This window comes from Neisseria sp. 27098_8_139 (assembly GCF_041433195.1).
In the GTDB taxonomy this organism is placed as follows: domain Bacteria; phylum Pseudomonadota; class Gammaproteobacteria; order Burkholderiales; family Neisseriaceae; genus Neisseria; species Neisseria subflava.
On record NZ_JAPWBA010000002.1, the window covers coordinates 299,479 to 317,209 of the forward strand.

Consider the following 17,731-nt stretch of genomic DNA (forward strand, 5'->3'; position numbering starts at 1 on the left):
GCGGTAGGCAAGGGCGATTTAGAAATCGAGCAGGTTTTGAACCGGATGTTCGCCCGTTTCGGGTTTTTCCATTTTGCGGTTGCGGATTTTGGCCTTCCTGAGGGATAGAAGGTGCATGACTTGATGTTTTTGGCTGTCGGTCATCTGGAGCCAGTACAAGCGCTCTTCCCGGCTGCGCAGGCAGCCTTTGCAATAACCTTTGGCATTGGCTTCGCAGACACCTATACAGGGACTGGGGATGGGGAAAAAATCGGGTTGTTCCATATTTTAAAAGCGTTTGAGATAAGAGACCGGCCAAACCAAAATTTCAGACTGCTTTCGCTTTCGTCTAAACACGACAGGTCTATCCGGTAGGATTCCTACCAAGTATCCAATTGAGTTGTTCATTTTATATCCCAATTACTGCAATGGTATCGTATCGATTCAAATAGGGGGAGCAAAGTGTACAGTAAGGTCTCCAAGATCAATTAAGGTATGTTTGGCAGAATCATGTTTTAATACAAATCTGGAGTTCCTCTATATTTTGATTTTCAGACGACCTATTTCAGCCCCAACGATCTGCATTTTATGACTTAATCAGTTTACGCAAAGACTGATTGTTGTATTTGATATCGGCAATCATTCGGTCGTATTGGTGCATTCTACGGAGCGAGCGGGTAATCAGATAGACCGAGAAAATAATCAAACTGATGTTCATCAGACTGACTAGTGCGAGCAAGGGCCAAACATCAACGGCTTCGTACCATTTCGATGTCGCAATCAGCGCACTGAAAATAGACAAAGGGAGTGCGAAAACGGCAATGCCCGTACGCATGATAGCAAGTGCCGTGCGTTTTTCAGCAAGGAGAAGCTGCACTTGATTGATGCTGAGGATATCGTTTTGCTGTTCGGTAATCATAGGATACGCGCCTATACAAATTAACTTTGAATCCTGATAAAGCGGAAAATATGGTTTTATGTTACCCGAAAGTATTGAAAATAAAAACAAAGGTCGTCTGAAAATTTTCAGACGACCTTGTCCATTCCTGTTTACACAGTTTGCGAGTATTTGGCTTTGGTTTCTTTATGGCGCAAATGGTAGTCGAATACCATGGCGATGTTGCGGATCAGGAAACGACCCTTCGGCGTCACGGTCAGGCTGTGCGGCTTGAGACGGACCAGGCCGAGGGTTTCCAGTTGCTTCATATCTTCCAGTTCGGCTGCAAAATAGCGGCTAAACGGAATGCCGAACACGCTTTCATAAATTTGATAATCAAGCGAGAAACGGCACATCAAATCCTGAATGATGTTGCGGCGCAGGATGTCGTCTTGATTGAGCTGGTAGCCGCGCATAATCGGCAGATGTCCGGCATCGAGTGCGGCGTAATAGGCATCGATGTCGCGCTCGTTTTGGGAGTAGGTGCTGCCGATTTTGCCGATAGAGGACACGCCGATCGCCACCAAGTCGCAGTCGGCATAGGTCGAGTAGCCTTGGAAATTTCGTTGCAGGAAACCTTCTTTGAGGGCGATGGAGAGCTCGTCGTCAGGTTTGGCAAAGTGGTCCATGCCGATGAAAACGTAGCCGCGTTCGGTCAGGGTTTGGACGCAATATTGCAGCATATCGAGTTTTTCTTCGCTGCCGGGGACAACATTGGTGTCGATACGGCGTTGCGGTTTGAAGATATGTGGCAGGTGGGCGTAGTGGTAGAGGGCAAGGCGGTCGGGATCGAGGGATAAGACCGTATCGATGGTGGTTTTGATGCTTTCGGTGTTTTGGTGCGGCAGGCCGTAAATCAAATCGACGCTGACCGATTTAAACCCGGCTTCACGCGCGGCATTAATCACTTCTTTGGTTTCTTCGTAGCTTTGAATGCGATTGACGGCTTCCTGCACTTTAGGGTCAAAGTCTTGAATACCGACACTCATGCGGTTGAAACCGAGTTTGCCCAGTTTGAGGACGGTTTCGCGGCTGACTTTGCGCGGGTCGATTTCGATGGAGTATTCGCCGTTGGGAATCAGTTGGAAGTATTTACGAATCATGTCGAAGACGCGTTCGAGTTGGTCGTCGCTCAGGAATGTGGGCGTACCGCCGCCAAAGTGGAGCTGCGCAAGCTGGTGTCTTCCGCCCAAATGCGGTGCCAGCAATTCCATTTCTTTTTCCAGATACTGGATATAGGCATCGGCACGGCTTTTGTCTTTGGTAATGATTTTGTTACAGCCGCAGTAGTAGCAGATGGTATTGCAGAAGGGGATATGGATGTAGAGCGAAAGGGGTTTATTGAGCGCACCCATGTTACGCAGGCTTAAAGCTTGGATATATTCGGCTTCTTTAAAGCCTTCATGGAAGCGGTCGGCAGTCGGATAGGATGTATAACGGGGACCGCTTGATGGCAAACTGGCAATCAATTCACGGTCAAATTCCGGTAATTCGTTGTTTGTGTTGGTGTTATTTGAGATGGGGATGATTTTCATGGTCGGGCTTGTAGTATAAAGTAGGGAAATTAGGGAAAATTTTAGTCAAAATTTCGATAGTTTGGTAGAATGCCTGATAATGATATGCCGACTTTGACTTGGGTCAATAGTTATTCGGCTTCATCAGGGATTTATAGAACTATGCAGATTAAGGGTGCGTTATGGCCACACACAATGCAACACATCAAATGAAAACCTTGTGTTCCACATGTTCTTTACGCGAGCTGTGTTTGCCTGTCGGACTGATGCCTAACGAATTTTCACAATTGGACGCGGTTATTCGTCAAAGCCGCCGTCTGAAAAAAGGTGAATACCTGTTCCGTGCCGGCGAGCCGTTTACCTCTTTGTTTGCCATCCGTGCGGGCTTCTTTAAGACAACAGTCGCCAGCCAAGATGGACGAGATCAGGTAACCGGCTTTTTTATGTCGGGCGAGCTGATCGGTATGGATGGGATTTGTTCCCATATTCACAGCTGTGATGCTGTGGCTTTGGAAGACAGCGAGGTATGCGAGCTTCCGTTTACTCATATTGAGGAACTCGGTCAGGATATTCCCAGCCTCCGCTCCCACTTTTTCCGCTTGATGAGCCGCGAAATTGTCCGAGATCAGGGCGTTATGCTGCTTTTGGGCAATATGCGCGCTGAAGAGCGATTGGCGGCATTCTTGCTCAACCTGTCTCAGCGTCTCTATTCACGAGGCTTTGCCGCCAATGATTTTATCTTGCGGATGTCGCGTGAGGAAATCGGCAGCTATTTGGGGCTGAAACTGGAAACAGTCAGCCGCACCTTGTCTAAATTCCATCATGAAGGCTTGATTTCGGTTGAACACAAGCACATCAAAATCTTAGATGCGACAACCTTGAAGAAAATGGTTTCCGGTTGTTCGCACGCTATCTGAATCTTAGGCCGTCTGAAATATTTCAGACGGCCTTTTTAACAAGAATTAAAGAATAATTGTTAAGTTACGAAAGTGATAGTCAGATATCAAATTGAAAAATCTTCAACAACCGGCGTGTACAGAATGCGGTCGACCACTTCTCTGGTCAGTTTCGGTGCAAACATCTGGATAAAGTCATACGCGTAACCACGCAGGTAGGTATCAGTGCGTAAGGCTATCCAAGTGGGCGACGGTTCAAATAAGTGTGCCGCATCAATCAGCTGTAAATCTTGATCGATAACAGGATCGTACGCCATTTTGGCCATCAAACCAACACCCAAGCCTAAGCGGACATACGTCTTCAGTACATCCGTATCGGCAGCCGATAAGGCAACATCAGGTTGCTCAATATGCGCTTTATTAAATGTACGCGCGATACTGCTGCCGGAATTAAAAGCAAATTCGTAAGTAACCAGCGGAAAAGAAGCCAAATCTTCAAGGCTTAAAGGATTGCGGCAGTCCAAAAGAGGGTGGTCGTGCGGAACAATGACGGCATGGTTCCATTCATAGCAGGGCAGTTTTCCCAACTCAGGATGATCGTCAATGCGTTCAGTAATAATTGCCAAATCAGCTTCGCCGCTGCTGACCATTTGCGCAATGGCAGAAGGGCTGCCTTGTTTGATGGTCAAATTGACTTTAGGGTAGTTTTTGACAAATTCCGCAACGATTTTGGGCAAAGCATAACGCGCCTGGGTATGCGTTGTCGCGATGGTCAGCGAGCCGCTGTCATGATCGGTAAACTCGCTGCCGATATTTTTAATGTTTTGCACATCACGCAAAATCCGTTCCGAAATCTCTAATACGGCTTTGCCCGGTTGCGAAACGGAAACCACACGTTTGCCGCTGCGGATAAAAATTTGAATACCCAATTCTTCTTCAAGCAGGCGGATTTGTTTGGAAATGCCGGGCTGGGATGTGAAAAGCGCATCGGCGGCTTCGGAGACATTCAGATTGTGTCGGTAAACCTCAAGGGCATAACGTAATTGTTGCAGTTTCATGGTAGCAGTACCGAATACGTTGTTAATGTGGATTTTGTGCGACAAACGGCATGTAATTTAACATATTTTGCCCAGTTTTGCCCCGAGTTTTGAAAATGGTTGTTTTTAATGAAAATATCTTTTAACGATATGAAAACGGGAAATTCAGGAAAGAAGAGGGAAAGGGGTTTTGTTGTTTTTGTACAACTTAAGGTGGATGAATTGTCTGATTTTGCCCTAAATTAATGACACAAGATTGATTTTTCGGCATGATTAACTACTAGGAAGCAGGCACTTCATGATTGTTTGAAGGCATCGAGTATTGACAGTTTGCCTTGCGCTTCTTTATAGTGCAACCTGATATATCCGATTTGCCGCTGTTTTGATACTGCGGCCTGTATATTGGTAATTTGCTGCGGCTGCTTCCTGTATCCGCCGCATAACAATTTTGATGAGGGAATAAAATGACCAAACAGCTGAAATTAAGCGCATTGTTCGTTGCATTGGTTGCTTCAGGCACTGCAATGGCAAGTGAAGCGCACACCAAACACGGCTACGTCGTAAGCAGCCAATCTCAAGAAATCGTCCGTAACAACTACGGCGAATGCTGGAAAAACAGCTACTTCGACAAAGCTACCCAAGGCCGTGTTGAATGTGGTGATCGTGAAGCAGTTGCTCCCGTACAACAAGATCCTGAGTATGTTGATGAAACTGTTTCCCTGTCTACTAAAACTCTGTTCGGCTTCGACAAAGACAACCTGCGTCCTGAAGCTCAAGAAAAACTGGACGCTTTGGCTCAACGCCTGAGCAACGAAAGCGTACAAACTGTACGTGTTGAAGGTCACACTGACTTCATGGGTTCTGAAGAATACAACCAAGCTCTGTCTGAGCGTCGTGCTAACGTAGTTGCTAACTACTTGGTAGGCCGTGGCGTTGCTTCTAGCAAAATCTCTGCAGTAGGTCTGGGCGAGTCTCAAGCTCAAATGACTGCTACTTGTGAAGCTGAAGTTGCTAAACTGGGCAAAAAAGTTTCTAAAGCTAAGAAACGTGCTGCTCTTATCGCTTGTATCGAACCTGACCGTCGCGTTGATGTTAAAATTCGCAGCGTTGTTACTCGTCAAGTTGCTCCAGGCCAAACTATCGAAGGTCAAGGCGAATTGCCTGCTACTGATGAAGGTTGGATCCCAGCTCCTTACAATGGCGTTCACGGTTACGCTAAACCTTAATCGGTTTGTGAAAAATGCCCTGCAATATGCAGGGCATTTTTTTATAGTTTATATTTGAAGAGTCGGGGAATTTATGATTCAAAATAAAAGGCCGTCTGAAAAATTTATTTTCAGACGGCCTTTTATTAAGACGGATTAGTTTGGCTTGGGCCATTTCCATACGCAGATGGCTGCCAGTATCGTACAAATCAAAAAGATGATATTGGATAAGCCGTGCCAAACGCCGAATGTTCCGCCTACTAGGGACAGCAGCCAGTTATCCAGACCATACTTGTGTGCCTCGATAACCGGTGTAACCAAAAGATGGTTGCAGGCTAAGAGTAACCAAAGGACCAATATCCACCAAGAAAGTGAGGCCAGTTGCCGTCTGAAAAAGGCATAGGCTGCGCCAAAAATAACTAAGCCACATATCGCTGTAATAGCAAACAAAATGCCGGCAATTTCTCCCGCCTGCATTTTAGGCAGAAGGCGGAACAGGATTGGGGCGGTAACATAGCCTGCGGTCAGTTGCATACCGAGCCACATGGCGGCGGCGGTTTGGATAATTTTGTACAGTAGATTCATTATATTTCTCTTGGGAAGATTTCACTTTTTCTATTATGGTGTTTTTAGGTACAACAAAAGGCCGTCTGAAAATGTTTTCAGACGGCCTTTTGTTTATTTAGATATATTGTACGGCAATGATGTCATATTCACGTACGCCGCCGGGTGCTTGAACTTCTGCAACATCGCCTTCTTCTTTGCCGATTAGGGCGCGGGCAATGGGGGAGCCAACGTAGATTTTGCGTTCTTTGATGTCTGCTTCATCTTCACCAACGATTTGGTAGGTGACTTGTTCTTCGGTTTCCAAATCTTCCAGTGTTACAGTTGTGCCGAACACGATTTTACCTTCTGCATGGATTTCGGCAGGGTTGATGATGTGTGCCATAGAGAGTTTGTGTTCCAACTCGGCGATTCGGCCTTCGATAAAGCCTTGACGCTCTTTGGCGGCTTCGTATTCTGCGTTTTCAGACAAGTCGCCGTGCGAACGTGCTTCGGCGATGGCTTCGATGACTTCTGGGCGTGCTACGCTTTTGAGGTGTTGAAGTTCTTGTTTCAACAATTCTGCACCACGGACGGTCAAAGGGATTTTTTGCATTGAATTCTCCATGAAAGCATGATGATGCTTTTAAAATTTTATCCGGCCACGCGCGGTAGCCGGATTGGAAATAAAAATACAAGCCGCCAAAGCTTGGCGGCTTGATGAATAAATAAGTAATGTCTGTATTCTACCAAATTCTGCCGAAACCGCAATGATTAAAACGGATTTTCAGTAAAGTGTTGTTTTCTGTCTATTTTGTTTTTCAGACGGCCTAAAAACTAAATATTGAAGTATTTCAACGCTGCATTGGAAAAACGGTTTCTTAAATGAATGTTTTTGATTAAAATACCTGTTGCTAATTCGTAGTGATTAGTCTGCTTTAACTATATAAAGAGAAAATATGGAAACAAAACCAACTTCCCAAAATGAACAACAGGCTAACCGCCGTTATTTGACTGTTTGGCGATGGCATTTTTATGCCGGACTTTTGGTTGCGCCGTTTTTAACCCTGCTGGCTGTTACAGGGTTGGGAATGCTGCTATTCGCCAATATTACCGGTAAAGAAGGCGAACGCATACATATTACGCCGCAGGCAGTGGTGCAGCCTTTGTCGGCTCAGGCTGAGGCCGCCAGACAGTTTGTGAATCCGGAAACTGCTTCTGTAGTGCAATATATTGCGCCGCGCGCAGATGATATGGTTGCCGTATTCCGCGTGAACAATGATGATAAAGCCACTATGGTTGCCGTTGATCCCTATACGGCAAAAGTTGTGAATACGATGCCGCGCGGTCAAGGCTGGTATCACACGATGGACGAAATCCACGGCGATATGATGATCGGCCCGGTGGGCGACTATCTGCTGGAAACTGCCGCGTCGCTGACCATCCTGATGATAATCACGGGGATTTATTTGTGGTGGGCGAAACAGCGCAGCCTGAAATCCATGCTTGTGCCGAAAGCAGGCAAAGGACGCACATGGTGGCGTAGCATGCACGGCGCATTTGGCTCTTGGGTTTCTTTGATTTTGTTGCTGTTCTGTCTGTCAGGTATTGCTTGGGCAGGTATTTGGGGGGGTAAAGCGGTTCAGGCGTGGAGCCAATTTCCTGCGGGTAAATGGGGCGTCGAGCCTAATCCGGTATCTTCCGTTCCAACCCATGGTGATGTGCTGAACGACGGTAAATCTAAAGAAGTGCCATGGATTTTGGAGTTGACGCCTATGCCGGTTTCCGGTACGACAATGGGTGAAAACGGCATTAATCCAAGCGAGCCGATGACTTTGGAGACGGTTGACCGCTTTGCACGTGAAATTGGCTTTAAAGGCCGTTATCAGCTCAATTTACCCAAAGGTGAGACCGGTGTATGGACGTTGTCGCAAGACTCAATGAGTTACGATATGATTAGTCCGACCGCTGACCGCACGGTACACATCGATCAATACAGCGGTAAAATTCTGGCTGATATTCATTTCGACGATTACAACTGGTTTGGTAAATTCATGGCGGCAAGCATTGCTTTGCATATGGGTACATTGGGCTGGTGGAGCGTATTGGCAAATGTCTTGTTCTGTCTGGCGATTATCTTTATCTGTGTCAGCGGCTGTGTAATGTGGTGGAAACGCCGTCCTTCGGAAGCACGTGGTTTGGTTCCTCCTGCACAGAAAATCAAATTGCCGGTATGGTGGGCAATGGCTGTGCCACTTCTGATTTTGGCTGTGATTTTCCCAACAGCCATTGCTGCAATCGCTGTTATTTGGATTTTGGATACACTGTTGTTGTCGCGTATCCCGGCATTGGCAAGATGGTTTAAATAACCGTCCGATGTGATTAAAGGCCGTCTGAATCTTTTGTTTCAGACGGCCTTTGTTATAAAGGTCAAAAGAATTAGGGGATTATGATTCTATTTCAGTTTATGCGTGAGGTGTTTATTGTGATTAGCTTGCAGGATTGTGTAAGAAAGACAAGGAGTTTTTGTATAAAAAACAAAAAACCCACTTCATTGAAGTGGGTTTTTGATGAAAGCTATTAACCTTTGCGAGCAGGCAATTTTTCTTTAATGCGAGCTGCTTTACCGGTCAGGCCGCGCAAGTAGTACAGTTTGGCGCGACGTACGTCACCACGGCGTTTAACTTCGATTTTTTCTACGGTAGGAGAGTACAGTTGGAAAGTACGTTCTACACCTTCGCCGCTAGAGATTTTGCGAACGATGAAGTTGCTGTTCAGGCCACGGTTGCGGCGAGCGATAACAACACCTTCGTATGCTTGCAGACGGCTGCGAGAACCCTCAACTACGCGTACAGATACGACAACGGTGTCGCCTGGAGCGAATTCAGGGATTTCTTTGTTCAGGCGAGCGATTTCTTCTTGCTCTAATTGTTGAATCAAGTTCATTTGTTTTTCCTAAGTTATGATTGGATTTCCTGTTGCTCTTGCAAGATTTCTTTTAAGAGGCTGGATTCCTTTGGGATTAAACTGCGCTTTTCCAATAAATCAGGTCGGCGCTCTAAAGTGCGTCGCAGCGATTGTTTCAATCGCCACTCGGCAATCAAGCCATGATTTCCTGAGCGTAAGACTTCGGGAACTATCATGCCTTGGAATTCTACGGGTTTGGTGTAATGAGGACAGTCTAAAAGGCCGTCTGAAAACGAGTCTTGTTCGGCTGACTGTATATCGCCCAATACACCCGGAACCAATCTTAAGACGGCATCCATCAACATCATGGCGGGTAATTCACCGCCCGAGACGACAAAGTCGCCAATGCTGATTTCTTCGTCCACACTGCTTTGCAGCAGTCTTTCATCTATGCCTTCATAGCGTCCGCATAGAAGAACAAGATGGGGCAGTTCGGCAAGTTCTGCAGCTTTTTTATGTGTCAGCGGCTGACCTTGCGGACTGAGATAAATTACTTTGGCAGGTTTTTGCGAGTTTGCTTTGGCTTCTTCAATTGCCGCTTGAAGCGGCGGCGCCATCATAATCATTCCCGGACCACCTCCGAAGGGGCGATCATCGATATAGCCAAATTTGTTGTCGGCAAATTTTCGGGGATTGATGGCTTGAAACTGCCAAAGATTTTGTTTTCTTGCTCTGCCTGTAACGCCATATTCGACAATGCTGTCGAACATCTCCGGGAAAATGGTGATGGCTTGAATCAGCATCAGTAATCCAAACCCCAGTCGGCGATAATGGTTTTGCTGTCGGTATCGACAGATTCGATATAGTTGGAGACAAAGGGAATTAGGATTTGTCCGTGTTCGCCTTTAATCATCAAAACATCATTTGCACCGGTTTCCATCAGGTTGCTGACTTTGCCAAGGACGATGTTTTCTTTGTTGATAACGGTCATGCCGACTAAATCTGCCCAGTAGTATTCGTCTTCCTCAGTAGGGGCGAATGACTCTCTGGGGATTTCGATGGTATAGCCGCGCAAGGCAAATGCTTGGTCGCGATCGTCTATACCTTCAAATTTGACCTGAAGTTCGCCATTGACAATTTTACCTGCCTCAAGCACAACATTCAGGGTTTTGCCATCCTTGCACAACTGCCACTCGGGGTAGTCCAGCAGGCTGTCGGTATATTCGGTATTGGCGGCAATTTTAAGCCAGCCTTTAATGCCGAATACGCCTTTGATGTAGCCCATGGCTACCCGTTTTTGAGTGTCTGTCATGGTCATTTTGGCTGATTAAGCAGCGATTTTTTGCTCTTTAATCAGTTTGGCAACTGCGTCGCTAACTTTCGCGCCTTGAGCAACCCAGTGGTTGATGCGGTCTGCGTCGAAACGTACGCGTTCTTGTTTTTCGTTGGCAACGGGGTTGTAGAAACCTACGCGCTCGATGAAGCGGCCGTCACGACGGTTGCGAGAGTCAGTTACGACTACGTTGTAGAAAGGGCGGTGTTTTGAGCCGCCGCGAGCCAAACGGATAACTACCATTTTGAGTCCTTTTGAAAAATGCGGATATATAGAAACCGCTAATTTTAGGATATTTCACACGGGTTATGCAAGTTTTTATTTGTTTTTGTTGCTGTTTTGCCATTCGTTCAAATCGAGGCTGGCTTGATACAGGCCGCGGTCGGTTTCCGATGGGGTGACGGTAAATCCTGATTTTTCAGCGAGTTTGAGCATCGGTGTGTTTTCTTTGAGGATTTCCGCATTCATGGTTTGGTAACCTTGCTGTGTGGCAGTTTGGATAATGAGGCTCATCATTTTGCCGGCCAAGCCGGTTTTGCGTGCTTCAGGCGCTAAAGTAATGCCGAACTCGCACTCATTGCGATTGATGCGGCTGTAGCGGCTGACTGCGACAATACGGCCGTCTGAAGTGAAGGCTGCCCATGCGCATTCGGTATGGAAATCGGGACGGGTCAGTCGTGCGAGTGTGGGCAGCGGCAACTCGTTGGTATGGGTCATGAAGCGCGTATAGCGGTCGGCCGCGGGTAATTGGCGGACAAATTTTTGTTTGGCTTCGGCATCTTCGGGCTCCAGTGCGCGGATGTGCAGTGTGTTGCCGTCGGGCAGGGTAAAGGTATCGGTTTGGCTCGGATAGGGTGCGAGTACATTTTGTATCTTGGGCGTTTCGGTTTTAGGGTGAAGCAGTTCGGAAGCGGCTTCGCCGGTATTGCGTAGGAATTCGGCTGCGGCCGGATTTTTTTGTTGGAGGTAGGCGGCGGCACTTTGCATTTTGGCGGCAGCCTGTTCTAAGGTTTGGACGGCTTTTTTTGGGATTTTGGTTGTTGGCGCAACAGGTTTTTCTACGATTTCGGGAATGATGGTGCTGTTGTATTGGCTGCCGTTATAGTTGAGGATAATGTCGCCGATATGCTGGTTGTTGTGGATAAGCGTGTTTAGGGAATGCAGGAATTGATTGAGAACGGACGTGTTGTCGAGTTCTGCAAATTGGCTTAAACGCTGGATATCGAGCGTGGTAAAGGGAGGCAATGCGGCTTCGGTTTTGCCATTGTAATGGGCGGTAAGGGTATTGCCGTAAATGGCATGGCGGCTGAACCGGAACTGGACGGCATGGTGTTTTTGGGTTTGGCACGGAGGCAGGTATAGGGCTTCTGCCATCAGTTCGGTTTGGCCGGATGCAATGGCTTTATCGATACTTTTGCTTTTAGGTGTTTTCAGACGGCCTGTTTTGGCTGGGGCAGGGGTATTTTGTATTTGTTGCAAATAGGTTGTTTGATTGCGGAAATAAAGTGTCAGTAAGGCTTCTTCCGGCGTGTTGAACCGAGTCAGGCCGTCTGAAAAACGATAGCTGACGAGAATGGGCTTGCTGGTTTTTTGTGCCAAATTATCCAGAGTTTGATGAATGCTGTACGCATCCGGCGTATCTGGCGAAATAATGCCAAGCAGGGCTTGAGTATGCGGATTTTGTAATTGTTCGAGTGCCAGACGGTGGATGCGTGCAGGCGTTGGGTTGCTGCCGATGCAGCCTTGTCGGATGGATGGTACATCGGTTGGGAGGTCGAGGGTCAATTCACGGGCATCGGCGGTAGTGCGCAGCCATTCTATCGGCGTGTCGGACAGAATAGTGGGATTAGTAATGACGGGAATGCCGGAAAGGTGGGCTTTTAGGGCTGCTTCCAGTTCGGCGGTATTGAATACCGGTTGGAAATTGCAATGGCGGCTGAGGCTGCGCAGGATGGCTTTGTCTGTGTCGTTGGTGTAGTGTGTGGACAATAGGATAAGCGGAGTGTGGCGTGTAAAGTGGCGGATGGCACTGAACAGCTCGCGTTGGTTTTCGGCCGGATTGTAGTGGATCACGGCAACTTTGGTATGGCGGTTGTGGCCGAAGCGGTTGAGCCAGTCGGCGGATGTAGTAGGGCTTAGGTTATAGTTGAGGCTGATGTGGCGTGATACGCCTTGGTGCAGCGTGTTCAGCAGGTGGTTGATGTTGCGGCTGACAGTGCTGTGGCCGGTCAGTAAGGCAATATGGCCGGCCGGATAGTCGGTTTGGGTGCCGATGTTGAGGTTGAGCGAGGGAAGTTGGATGCCTGCGCTGTTGCATACGGTGATGTTCAATTCGTCGCCGTGATGTTTTTGAATGATGGAACGGGCGTTTTTGCAGGATTCGGGCGGTAGGTTTTCCCAATCTTGAATCAGGATAATGTGGCGCAGGTCTTTTTTACGGCAGGCTTTGAACAGCGAGTCGTAATGGTCGGGCGGGATAACGGCAACAACCAAATCGGCTTGGCCCGGGATTTTGCTGAGGCTGGAGTAGGAGGGAATGCCTGCAACACTGCTGTGTCGAAGATTGACAGGGGTTATTTTGCCTTGATATGAGGAACCGAGCAGGTGGCTGAAAATGCGCTCGCCAAGGCTGTGCGGACGTTCGCTGGCGCCGACGAGGATGATGTGTTCAGGCATGAAGAAGTAGCCGGTTTGGGCAGTTGCACTCATGATGGGTCCTTATTTGTGTTTTTGGCCGTCTGAAAAGTTTCAGACGGCCTTATTTTTAGACTTCTTTTTTGTCTCCGGCTTTCTTTTTGGGAAGGATAAAACGCATCCTCAGGCCGTTGGGTTTGACATTTTCAGCAATGATTTTACCGCAGTGCTGTTTCATAATATGCTGCGTCAAGGCAAGCCCTAAACCTGTACCGGGCTTGTGTGCGCTGGAGTCGGCGCGATAAAAGGCAGTGAAAATATGCGGAAGCTGCATTTCATCTACGCCAGGCCCGTTGTCGGTAACATCGATAATCCAGTTTTTGCCGTCTTGTCCGATATGGGTTTGAATGGTGCTGCCTTCCGGACTGTAATTGATGGCATTGCGGATCACGTTGTCAAAGGCGCGGTATAGATAGCCTTCGTTGGCGCTGACTACGGCATTTTCAGGGATTTTTGGGTCAATGCTCAGGGTAACGCTTTGGTTGTTTTGGTGGGCAATGCTTTGGTTGTCCTCAATCAAGTTGGTTAAGAACGGAACGAGTTTGAGGTTTTCTTTTTCCAAAGGAATATTGGAAGTTTCCAAGCGGGAGAGGGTCAACAATTCGCCGACCAAAGTATCCATGCGCACCAGTTCGCCTTCAAGTCGCTTGAGGTATTGCTCTTGTTTTTGCGGCTGAGATTGAATCAGGCCGACAATCGCCTGCATACGCGCCAGCGGCGAGCGCATTTCATGAGAAACATGGTGGAGCAGGTGGCGCTCTTTGGCAACAAGTTTTTCAAGTTTCTCGGCCATTTTGTCGAACTGTACGGCAAGATGGGACAATTCGTCGTCACGGTCGTCAACTTGTTGGGAAATGCGGGTTTCGAGTTCGCCGTTGGCTACTCTGTCCATGCCGCCACCAAGAATTTTAATAGGCTTGGTAATATTGTTAGCAAGGATGTATGCCATCAGCAGGCCGACGATGATGATGAAAGACAGAATGATAAATTCGTGCCAAATAGGTGAAAGCGGCAGGCCGGGAATGAAGAGCGGGCTAGGTAGGCGTTGGGCTTGATGATTGTCCCAGCCTTTAATGAAGAAGAGGTATTCTTCGCCGAAACGGTCGTATTCGATGTGTGCCAAATCAGATTCGGGGTTGTTGATGGCAAAGATACGGGCGCGCTCAATGGAGAGACTGTCGATGTTTCGGCCTAAAATATCTTTTTTATCATCGCCGGTAATGACATAAACGGCATTGGAAACCGGATTGTTTTTCCATTCGGAAAGAATTTCGCGCGCACCGCTGTCTCCGCGTGAGTTGAATGCGGAAATGATGCTGCTCATCAATGTGGTTTCAATGGTACGGCGTTGGTTGAATTGGTTTTCGGCAAGGGTGTTTTGTACCAGCCAAAATGAAAAACTCGCCACAAAGATTGCGCAGACGATGACTGCGCAAAATGTGGCGAAGATGCGTTGAAACAGTTTCATTGATCTGTTTAATCTTTAGTTTTTAACAAACAGGTAACCTAAGCCGCGTACAGTTTGAATCAGAGAAGCATCGCCCAATTTGTGGCGGATGCTGGAGATGTGTACGTCGATGCTGCGGTCAAATTTAGCCAGTTTGCGGTCGAGTGCCTCGATAGACAGGGTCTCTTTGCTGACAACTTGTCCGGCGTGGCGCATCAAAACTTCAAGCAGATTAAACTCGGTGCTGGTCAATTCAAGCGGAGTGTCTTTGATGCTGGCTTGGCGTTTGGCGGGGTAGAGGACAACGTCGCTGACAGAAATGCTGTTCGGCGCGTTGTTTTGTTCGTTGCTGTGTTGTGCACGGCGCAAGATGGCGTTGATACGCGCCAAGAGTTCGCGCGGTGTGCATGGTTTCGGTACATAATCGTCCGCACCCATTTCTAAACCGATAATGCGGTCGATGTCGTCACCTTTTGCGGTCAGCATGATGATGGGCACAGTGCTTTGGGTGCGTACGTTTTTCAAAACGTCCAAACCGTTCATTTTAGGCATCATGGAGTCTAATACGACGACATCGTATTGTCCGGTCAGAATTTCTTGAACGCCGGCTTCGCCGTCAGAAACGCTGTGGACGTTGAGGCCTTCGGCAGTCAGGTATTCGGTCAGTAATTCGGTCAAGAGGGCATCGTCATCTACGAGTAATACGCGACTCATGGAATTTCCTTTTCGTGATTGTATGCGCCGTGGCACTAAATAGGCGGTGCGGCGATTAAAATAGAGTTGTATTCAATCTTAACATGCAATCTGCTTTTGTTGATAGCGTAATTTTCTGTGCTTTTGCGCTTTTTTGCATAGAAACTTGTCGCTCTTTACATTTTCAGACGGCCTGTAAGGACAAACTGACAATTGAGTGTATTTTGTTTAGGGTTTGTCGCATGATTTGGCAGTTTGGTGTTTCGGTGCATTGATGAAATCTTTGCAATCGGACAAAAGTTTGGGCAGCAGGGGGGCGAATGCCGGATGGCTGCGTATTTTGTCGGCGTAGAAATACATCATATAGGGGTAATAATATTGCACTGCCTGCATCCATTGCGCACCTTCTTCTTTCTTGCCTTGTCGGTAGAGGTAGAGGCCGACTTGATAGGCGCTGGAGTAGGGGCGGTAGGTCAGGGCTTTGAGTGCGGCTTCTTCTGCCCACGGGCGGATGTAGGCATCGGTCGGGTCTGCACGTTTGCTTAAACTTAAATCGGCGTAATAGGCAAGCATGGGACTTTCTTTGGAGAGCTGCTGCAAACCGTCGATTTTATTTTGAACTGTTTGCGGATTGTCGGTTTCCCCTACACGGCTATATTGGGTCAGATTTTGATATTCCCAGCTGAGGTTTGCCATGCCGATTAAAATCGATAAAGCGGCTATACCGCCTGCCCACTGTCTGATTCGGGTAGATAAAGGGCCGTCTGAAACATCTTTCGGATAAGAAGGTGTCAGCGACAGAATCAGGCTGAATACGGTGAGAAAATAAATATACCAAAGCGGATATTCGAGCATGCTGTGGCAGAGGCTGACGGCGGCGGCGGTCAGCAAAAACAGGGAAGCCGGCGTTTGGTTGCGGCCCGACAGTCGCCATACGGCTGCAAGCAGGGTTAAGGTTGCAAGCAAGGTGCCGGCAATGCCCATTTCAGACAATAACTGCATGACGATATTGTGCGAATGGGTAAACAGTACGCCGAGAATATTGTTGGGGAAGTATTGTTGTTGGGCATTGATCAGGAAGGTTTGCTGGGCAAAGCTGTTCCAGCCATGTCCGAACCAAGGTGCGGATTGAAAGGCAATCCATGCCTTGCTCCATTCGATTTGGCGCATGGAGCCTTCAAAACCGCTGGTACCTGCGCGTTCGACAGCGGTTTCGTATTTGATGTTGCCAAACAAATCCAACAGGCTGCCCATGCCGAATTGGAAAGCAGCGGCCAGGATGGCGGTCAGAAGGAAAATGCACAGTGCGCGTTTGTGTTGGAAACGGGTACGCCAAAACCATAACGGCGTAATCAGGAATAGGGCGGCAATGTAGCCCAAGATGGTGCGCGAGTTGACAAGGCCGAGGGTCGCAGTCAATGCCAATACGAACAGAAAACCTGCTGCATTGGACATTTTGCGCGCCATCCATAAATAGGATGCTGCCAAAATGCCCCACATCAAATAATGTCCCAAATGATTGCGCTGGCCGAGTTGGCCGTTTACGGTACCGCTGCTTCGGGCAATGATGCCGTTCAACCACTCTACGTTGGACCAGCCTTTAAATTGCAGCCAAACGATAGCAGCCTGTATGGTTGCACCTATCAATAAAGACCAAGCAAAAATGCTGACGATGCGTTCCTGTCCGTAAGCTGCTATCCAGCCACGCACCGACCATGCGCCCAGTGCCAAAATGACAAATGTCCAGGCAGTGATGTCGCTCATGCCGGGGTAGGTGGAATGCATGAGGCGCGCTTGGAGTGACCAAAATGCAGCCATGGCAAACAAGCCGATACTGAGTGCAGGAAGGCGGATATTCAGCAGGCCTTTGTGTGCGCTAATCAATGTCAGTACCAATGAGCCGCTCAGTGAGATGGCTTCCAAATAAAAGCTGGGCAGTGGGCCGACTCGGTAGAGTGAAAGAAAAGGGACGGCGCAAATCCAAAGAAAACTGAGCCATAAAGGCCAAAAGGTTTTCATTGAAGATTCAGTCAGGCCGTCTGAAAGTGTGTGGTAGGTCATTTTGATGTGTGTTTTTGTTGATTGATAAATGCAAGGCAGCCGAGGAAAAAGGCAATACACAATAATACGGAAACGGCGGCACAAATCCGGCTGGCGACGGCTGTGTCAGCCAGGCGCATACAGGCTTCGGCAAAGTAAATCAGAATCAGCATGGAGCTGTATTGATAAGTGTAGATGCGTTTTTTCAAAATACCGGTCAACGGCAGGCACAGCGGCAGGGCTTTCAGTGCCAGCCATGAGCCGCCTTCGCGCAATGGTGCGATCCACAATTCCCATGACAAGGAAAGCAGAATCAGCAGGATAAGGCTTATGGAAGTTGCAAGATAAGGTAATGGGGAGCGTGTATTGTTCACAATATTGAGGGCGTAAAGCCGTACTGGAAAACTTAAAATTATACCGCTAAAAAGGCAGGGTAAGCCAAGAATATTGCTTAAAGATGCTGAAGAAAGGATTTATTGTTTTTTCTTCAAACGAATGAAACTTTA

The 17,731-nt window shown here is 47.8% G+C and carries 18 protein-coding genes; 3 read left to right on the forward strand and 15 right to left on the reverse strand.

What is annotated here, in order from left to right:
• Positions 1 to 18: 18 nt before the first annotated feature.
• From O3660_RS04125 to hemN, 3 genes are all read right to left on the reverse strand, one after another.
• Positions 19 to 264, reverse strand: a complete 246-nt coding sequence (locus tag O3660_RS04125; protein ID WP_049329517.1) for a DUF1289 domain-containing protein — start codon at positions 262 to 264, stop codon at positions 19 to 21.
• Positions 265 to 565: 301 nt separating this feature from the next.
• On the reverse strand, positions 566 to 898 hold the full coding sequence (locus tag O3660_RS04130) for a hypothetical protein (RefSeq protein WP_049329518.1): 333 nt from the start codon (positions 896 to 898) through the stop codon (positions 566 to 568).
• Positions 899 to 1,029: 131 nt separating this feature from the next.
• Positions 1,030 to 2,451: an oxygen-independent coproporphyrinogen III oxidase gene (gene hemN / locus O3660_RS04135; RefSeq protein WP_049350985.1), complete on the reverse strand. Its 1,422-nt coding sequence runs from the start codon at positions 2,449 to 2,451 to the stop codon at positions 1,030 to 1,032.
• A gap of 161 nt (positions 2,452 to 2,612) precedes the next feature.
• Between hemN and fnr the strand changes: the two genes are divergently transcribed.
• Positions 2,613 to 3,347 (forward strand): fumarate/nitrate reduction transcriptional regulator Fnr, encoded by a 735-nt coding sequence (gene fnr / locus O3660_RS04140; protein ID WP_039862092.1) that lies wholly within the window; start codon positions 2,613 to 2,615, stop codon positions 3,345 to 3,347.
• 86 nt (positions 3,348 to 3,433) lie between these two features.
• Here the strand turns inward: fnr and O3660_RS04145 are convergent, their stop codons facing one another.
• Positions 3,434 to 4,384 (reverse strand): CysB family HTH-type transcriptional regulator, encoded by a 951-nt coding sequence (locus tag O3660_RS04145; RefSeq protein ID WP_049350984.1) that lies wholly within the window; start codon positions 4,382 to 4,384, stop codon positions 3,434 to 3,436.
• 443 nt (positions 4,385 to 4,827) lie between these two features.
• On the opposite strand from O3660_RS04145, the gene O3660_RS04150 reads away from it, so the two are divergent.
• Complete coding sequence (locus O3660_RS04150; RefSeq protein ID WP_049350983.1) at positions 4,828 to 5,589, forward strand: OmpA family protein; 762 nt, start codon at positions 4,828 to 4,830, stop codon at positions 5,587 to 5,589.
• A 135-nt stretch (positions 5,590 to 5,724) separates the two neighbouring features.
• Here O3660_RS04150 and O3660_RS04155 read toward each other — a convergent pair whose 3' ends face one another.
• Positions 5,725 to 6,153, reverse strand: coding sequence for a DUF4149 domain-containing protein (locus O3660_RS04155; protein WP_049350982.1), 429 nt, complete (start codon positions 6,151 to 6,153; stop codon positions 5,725 to 5,727).
• A 97-nt stretch (positions 6,154 to 6,250) separates the two neighbouring features.
• Entirely contained in the window at positions 6,251 to 6,727 is a 477-nt protein-coding gene (gene greA / locus O3660_RS04160; RefSeq protein ID WP_003684304.1) for a transcription elongation factor GreA, read from the reverse strand.
• A gap of 343 nt (positions 6,728 to 7,070) precedes the next feature.
• Between greA and O3660_RS04165 the strand changes: the two genes are divergently transcribed.
• Complete coding sequence (locus O3660_RS04165; protein WP_070632549.1) at positions 7,071 to 8,480, forward strand: PepSY domain-containing protein; 1,410 nt, start codon at positions 7,071 to 7,073, stop codon at positions 8,478 to 8,480.
• A 211-nt stretch (positions 8,481 to 8,691) separates the two neighbouring features.
• Here the strand turns inward: O3660_RS04165 and rplS are convergent, their stop codons facing one another.
• The 9 genes from rplS to O3660_RS04210 all read right to left on the reverse strand — a co-directional run bounded on the left by rplS (position 8,692) and on the right by O3660_RS04210 (position 17,599).
• Entirely contained in the window at positions 8,692 to 9,057 is a 366-nt protein-coding gene (rplS, locus tag O3660_RS04170) for a 50S ribosomal protein L19 (RefSeq protein ID WP_003679470.1), read from the reverse strand.
• A 14-nt stretch (positions 9,058 to 9,071) separates the two neighbouring features.
• Positions 9,072 to 9,821 carry a tRNA (guanosine(37)-N1)-methyltransferase TrmD gene (gene trmD, locus O3660_RS04175; RefSeq protein WP_049350980.1) on the reverse strand — a complete coding sequence of 250 codons (750 nt, stop codon included), beginning with the start codon at positions 9,819 to 9,821 and terminating at the stop codon, positions 9,072 to 9,074.
• Positions 9,821 to 10,330, reverse strand: coding sequence for a ribosome maturation factor RimM (rimM, locus tag O3660_RS04180; RefSeq protein ID WP_049329569.1), 510 nt, complete (start codon positions 10,328 to 10,330; stop codon positions 9,821 to 9,823). Before rimM ends, trmD begins: the two co-directional genes overlap by 1 nt.
• A gap of 15 nt (positions 10,331 to 10,345) precedes the next feature.
• Positions 10,346 to 10,594: a 30S ribosomal protein S16 gene (gene rpsP / locus O3660_RS04185; RefSeq protein WP_003679465.1), complete on the reverse strand. Its 249-nt coding sequence runs from the start codon at positions 10,592 to 10,594 to the stop codon at positions 10,346 to 10,348.
• 75 nt (positions 10,595 to 10,669) lie between these two features.
• Positions 10,670 to 13,060: a bifunctional acetate--CoA ligase family protein/GNAT family N-acetyltransferase gene (locus tag O3660_RS04190; RefSeq protein ID WP_049329525.1), complete on the reverse strand. Its 2,391-nt coding sequence runs from the start codon at positions 13,058 to 13,060 to the stop codon at positions 10,670 to 10,672.
• A gap of 55 nt (positions 13,061 to 13,115) precedes the next feature.
• Positions 13,116 to 14,513, reverse strand: coding sequence for a HAMP domain-containing histidine kinase (locus tag O3660_RS04195; protein ID WP_049329526.1), 1,398 nt, complete (start codon positions 14,511 to 14,513; stop codon positions 13,116 to 13,118).
• 15 nt (positions 14,514 to 14,528) lie between these two features.
• Positions 14,529 to 15,206: a two-component system response regulator MisR gene (gene misR / locus O3660_RS04200; protein ID WP_049329527.1), complete on the reverse strand. Its 678-nt coding sequence runs from the start codon at positions 15,204 to 15,206 to the stop codon at positions 14,529 to 14,531.
• Positions 15,207 to 15,413: 207 nt separating this feature from the next.
• Entirely contained in the window at positions 15,414 to 17,246 is a 1,833-nt protein-coding gene (locus O3660_RS04205; RefSeq protein WP_049329528.1) for a PglL family O-oligosaccharyltransferase, read from the reverse strand.
• Positions 17,243 to 17,599: a DUF2069 domain-containing protein gene (locus O3660_RS04210; RefSeq protein WP_049329529.1), complete on the reverse strand. Its 357-nt coding sequence runs from the start codon at positions 17,597 to 17,599 to the stop codon at positions 17,243 to 17,245. The genes O3660_RS04205 and O3660_RS04210 overlap by 4 nt, the downstream gene beginning before the upstream one ends.
• Positions 17,600 to 17,731: the final 132 nt, after the last annotated feature.

Excerpts from the sequence above, each read along its gene's own strand:
- hemN (WP_049350985.1), bottom strand. The coding sequence starts at position 2,451 with ATGAAAATCATCCCCATCTCAAATAACACCAACACAAACAACGAATTA.
- trmD (WP_049350980.1), bottom strand. The coding sequence starts at position 9,821 with ATGCTGATTCAAGCCATCACCATTTTCCCGGAGATGTTCGACAGCATT.
- greA (WP_003684304.1), bottom strand. The coding sequence starts at position 6,727 with ATGCAAAAAATCCCTTTGACCGTCCGTGGTGCAGAATTGTTGAAACAA.
- fnr (WP_039862092.1), top strand. The coding sequence starts at position 2,613 with ATGGCCACACACAATGCAACACATCAAATGAAAACCTTGTGTTCCACA.
- rplS (WP_003679470.1), bottom strand. The coding sequence starts at position 9,057 with ATGAACTTGATTCAACAATTAGAGCAAGAAGAAATCGCTCGCCTGAAC.
- O3660_RS04195 (WP_049329526.1), bottom strand. The coding sequence starts at position 14,513 with ATGAAACTGTTTCAACGCATCTTCGCCACATTTTGCGCAGTCATCGTC.
- rimM (WP_049329569.1), bottom strand. The coding sequence starts at position 10,330 with ATGACAGACACTCAAAAACGGGTAGCCATGGGCTACATCAAAGGCGTA.
- O3660_RS04145 (WP_049350984.1), bottom strand. The coding sequence starts at position 4,384 with ATGAAACTGCAACAATTACGTTATGCCCTTGAGGTTTACCGACACAAT.
- O3660_RS04125 (WP_049329517.1), bottom strand. The coding sequence starts at position 264 with ATGGAACAACCCGATTTTTTCCCCATCCCCAGTCCCTGTATAGGTGTC.
- O3660_RS04130 (WP_049329518.1), bottom strand. The coding sequence starts at position 898 with ATGATTACCGAACAGCAAAACGATATCCTCAGCATCAATCAAGTGCAG.
- O3660_RS04150 (WP_049350983.1), top strand. The coding sequence starts at position 4,828 with ATGACCAAACAGCTGAAATTAAGCGCATTGTTCGTTGCATTGGTTGCT.
- O3660_RS04155 (WP_049350982.1), bottom strand. The coding sequence starts at position 6,153 with ATGAATCTACTGTACAAAATTATCCAAACCGCCGCCGCCATGTGGCTC.
- rpsP (WP_003679465.1), bottom strand. The coding sequence starts at position 10,594 with ATGGTAGTTATCCGTTTGGCTCGCGGCGGCTCAAAACACCGCCCTTTC.
- O3660_RS04165 (WP_070632549.1), top strand. The coding sequence starts at position 7,071 with ATGGAAACAAAACCAACTTCCCAAAATGAACAACAGGCTAACCGCCGT.
- misR (WP_049329527.1), bottom strand. The coding sequence starts at position 15,206 with ATGAGTCGCGTATTACTCGTAGATGACGATGCCCTCTTGACCGAATTA.
- O3660_RS04205 (WP_049329528.1), bottom strand. The coding sequence starts at position 17,246 with ATGACCTACCACACACTTTCAGACGGCCTGACTGAATCTTCAATGAAA.
- O3660_RS04190 (WP_049329525.1), bottom strand. The coding sequence starts at position 13,060 with ATGAGTGCAACTGCCCAAACCGGCTACTTCTTCATGCCTGAACACATC.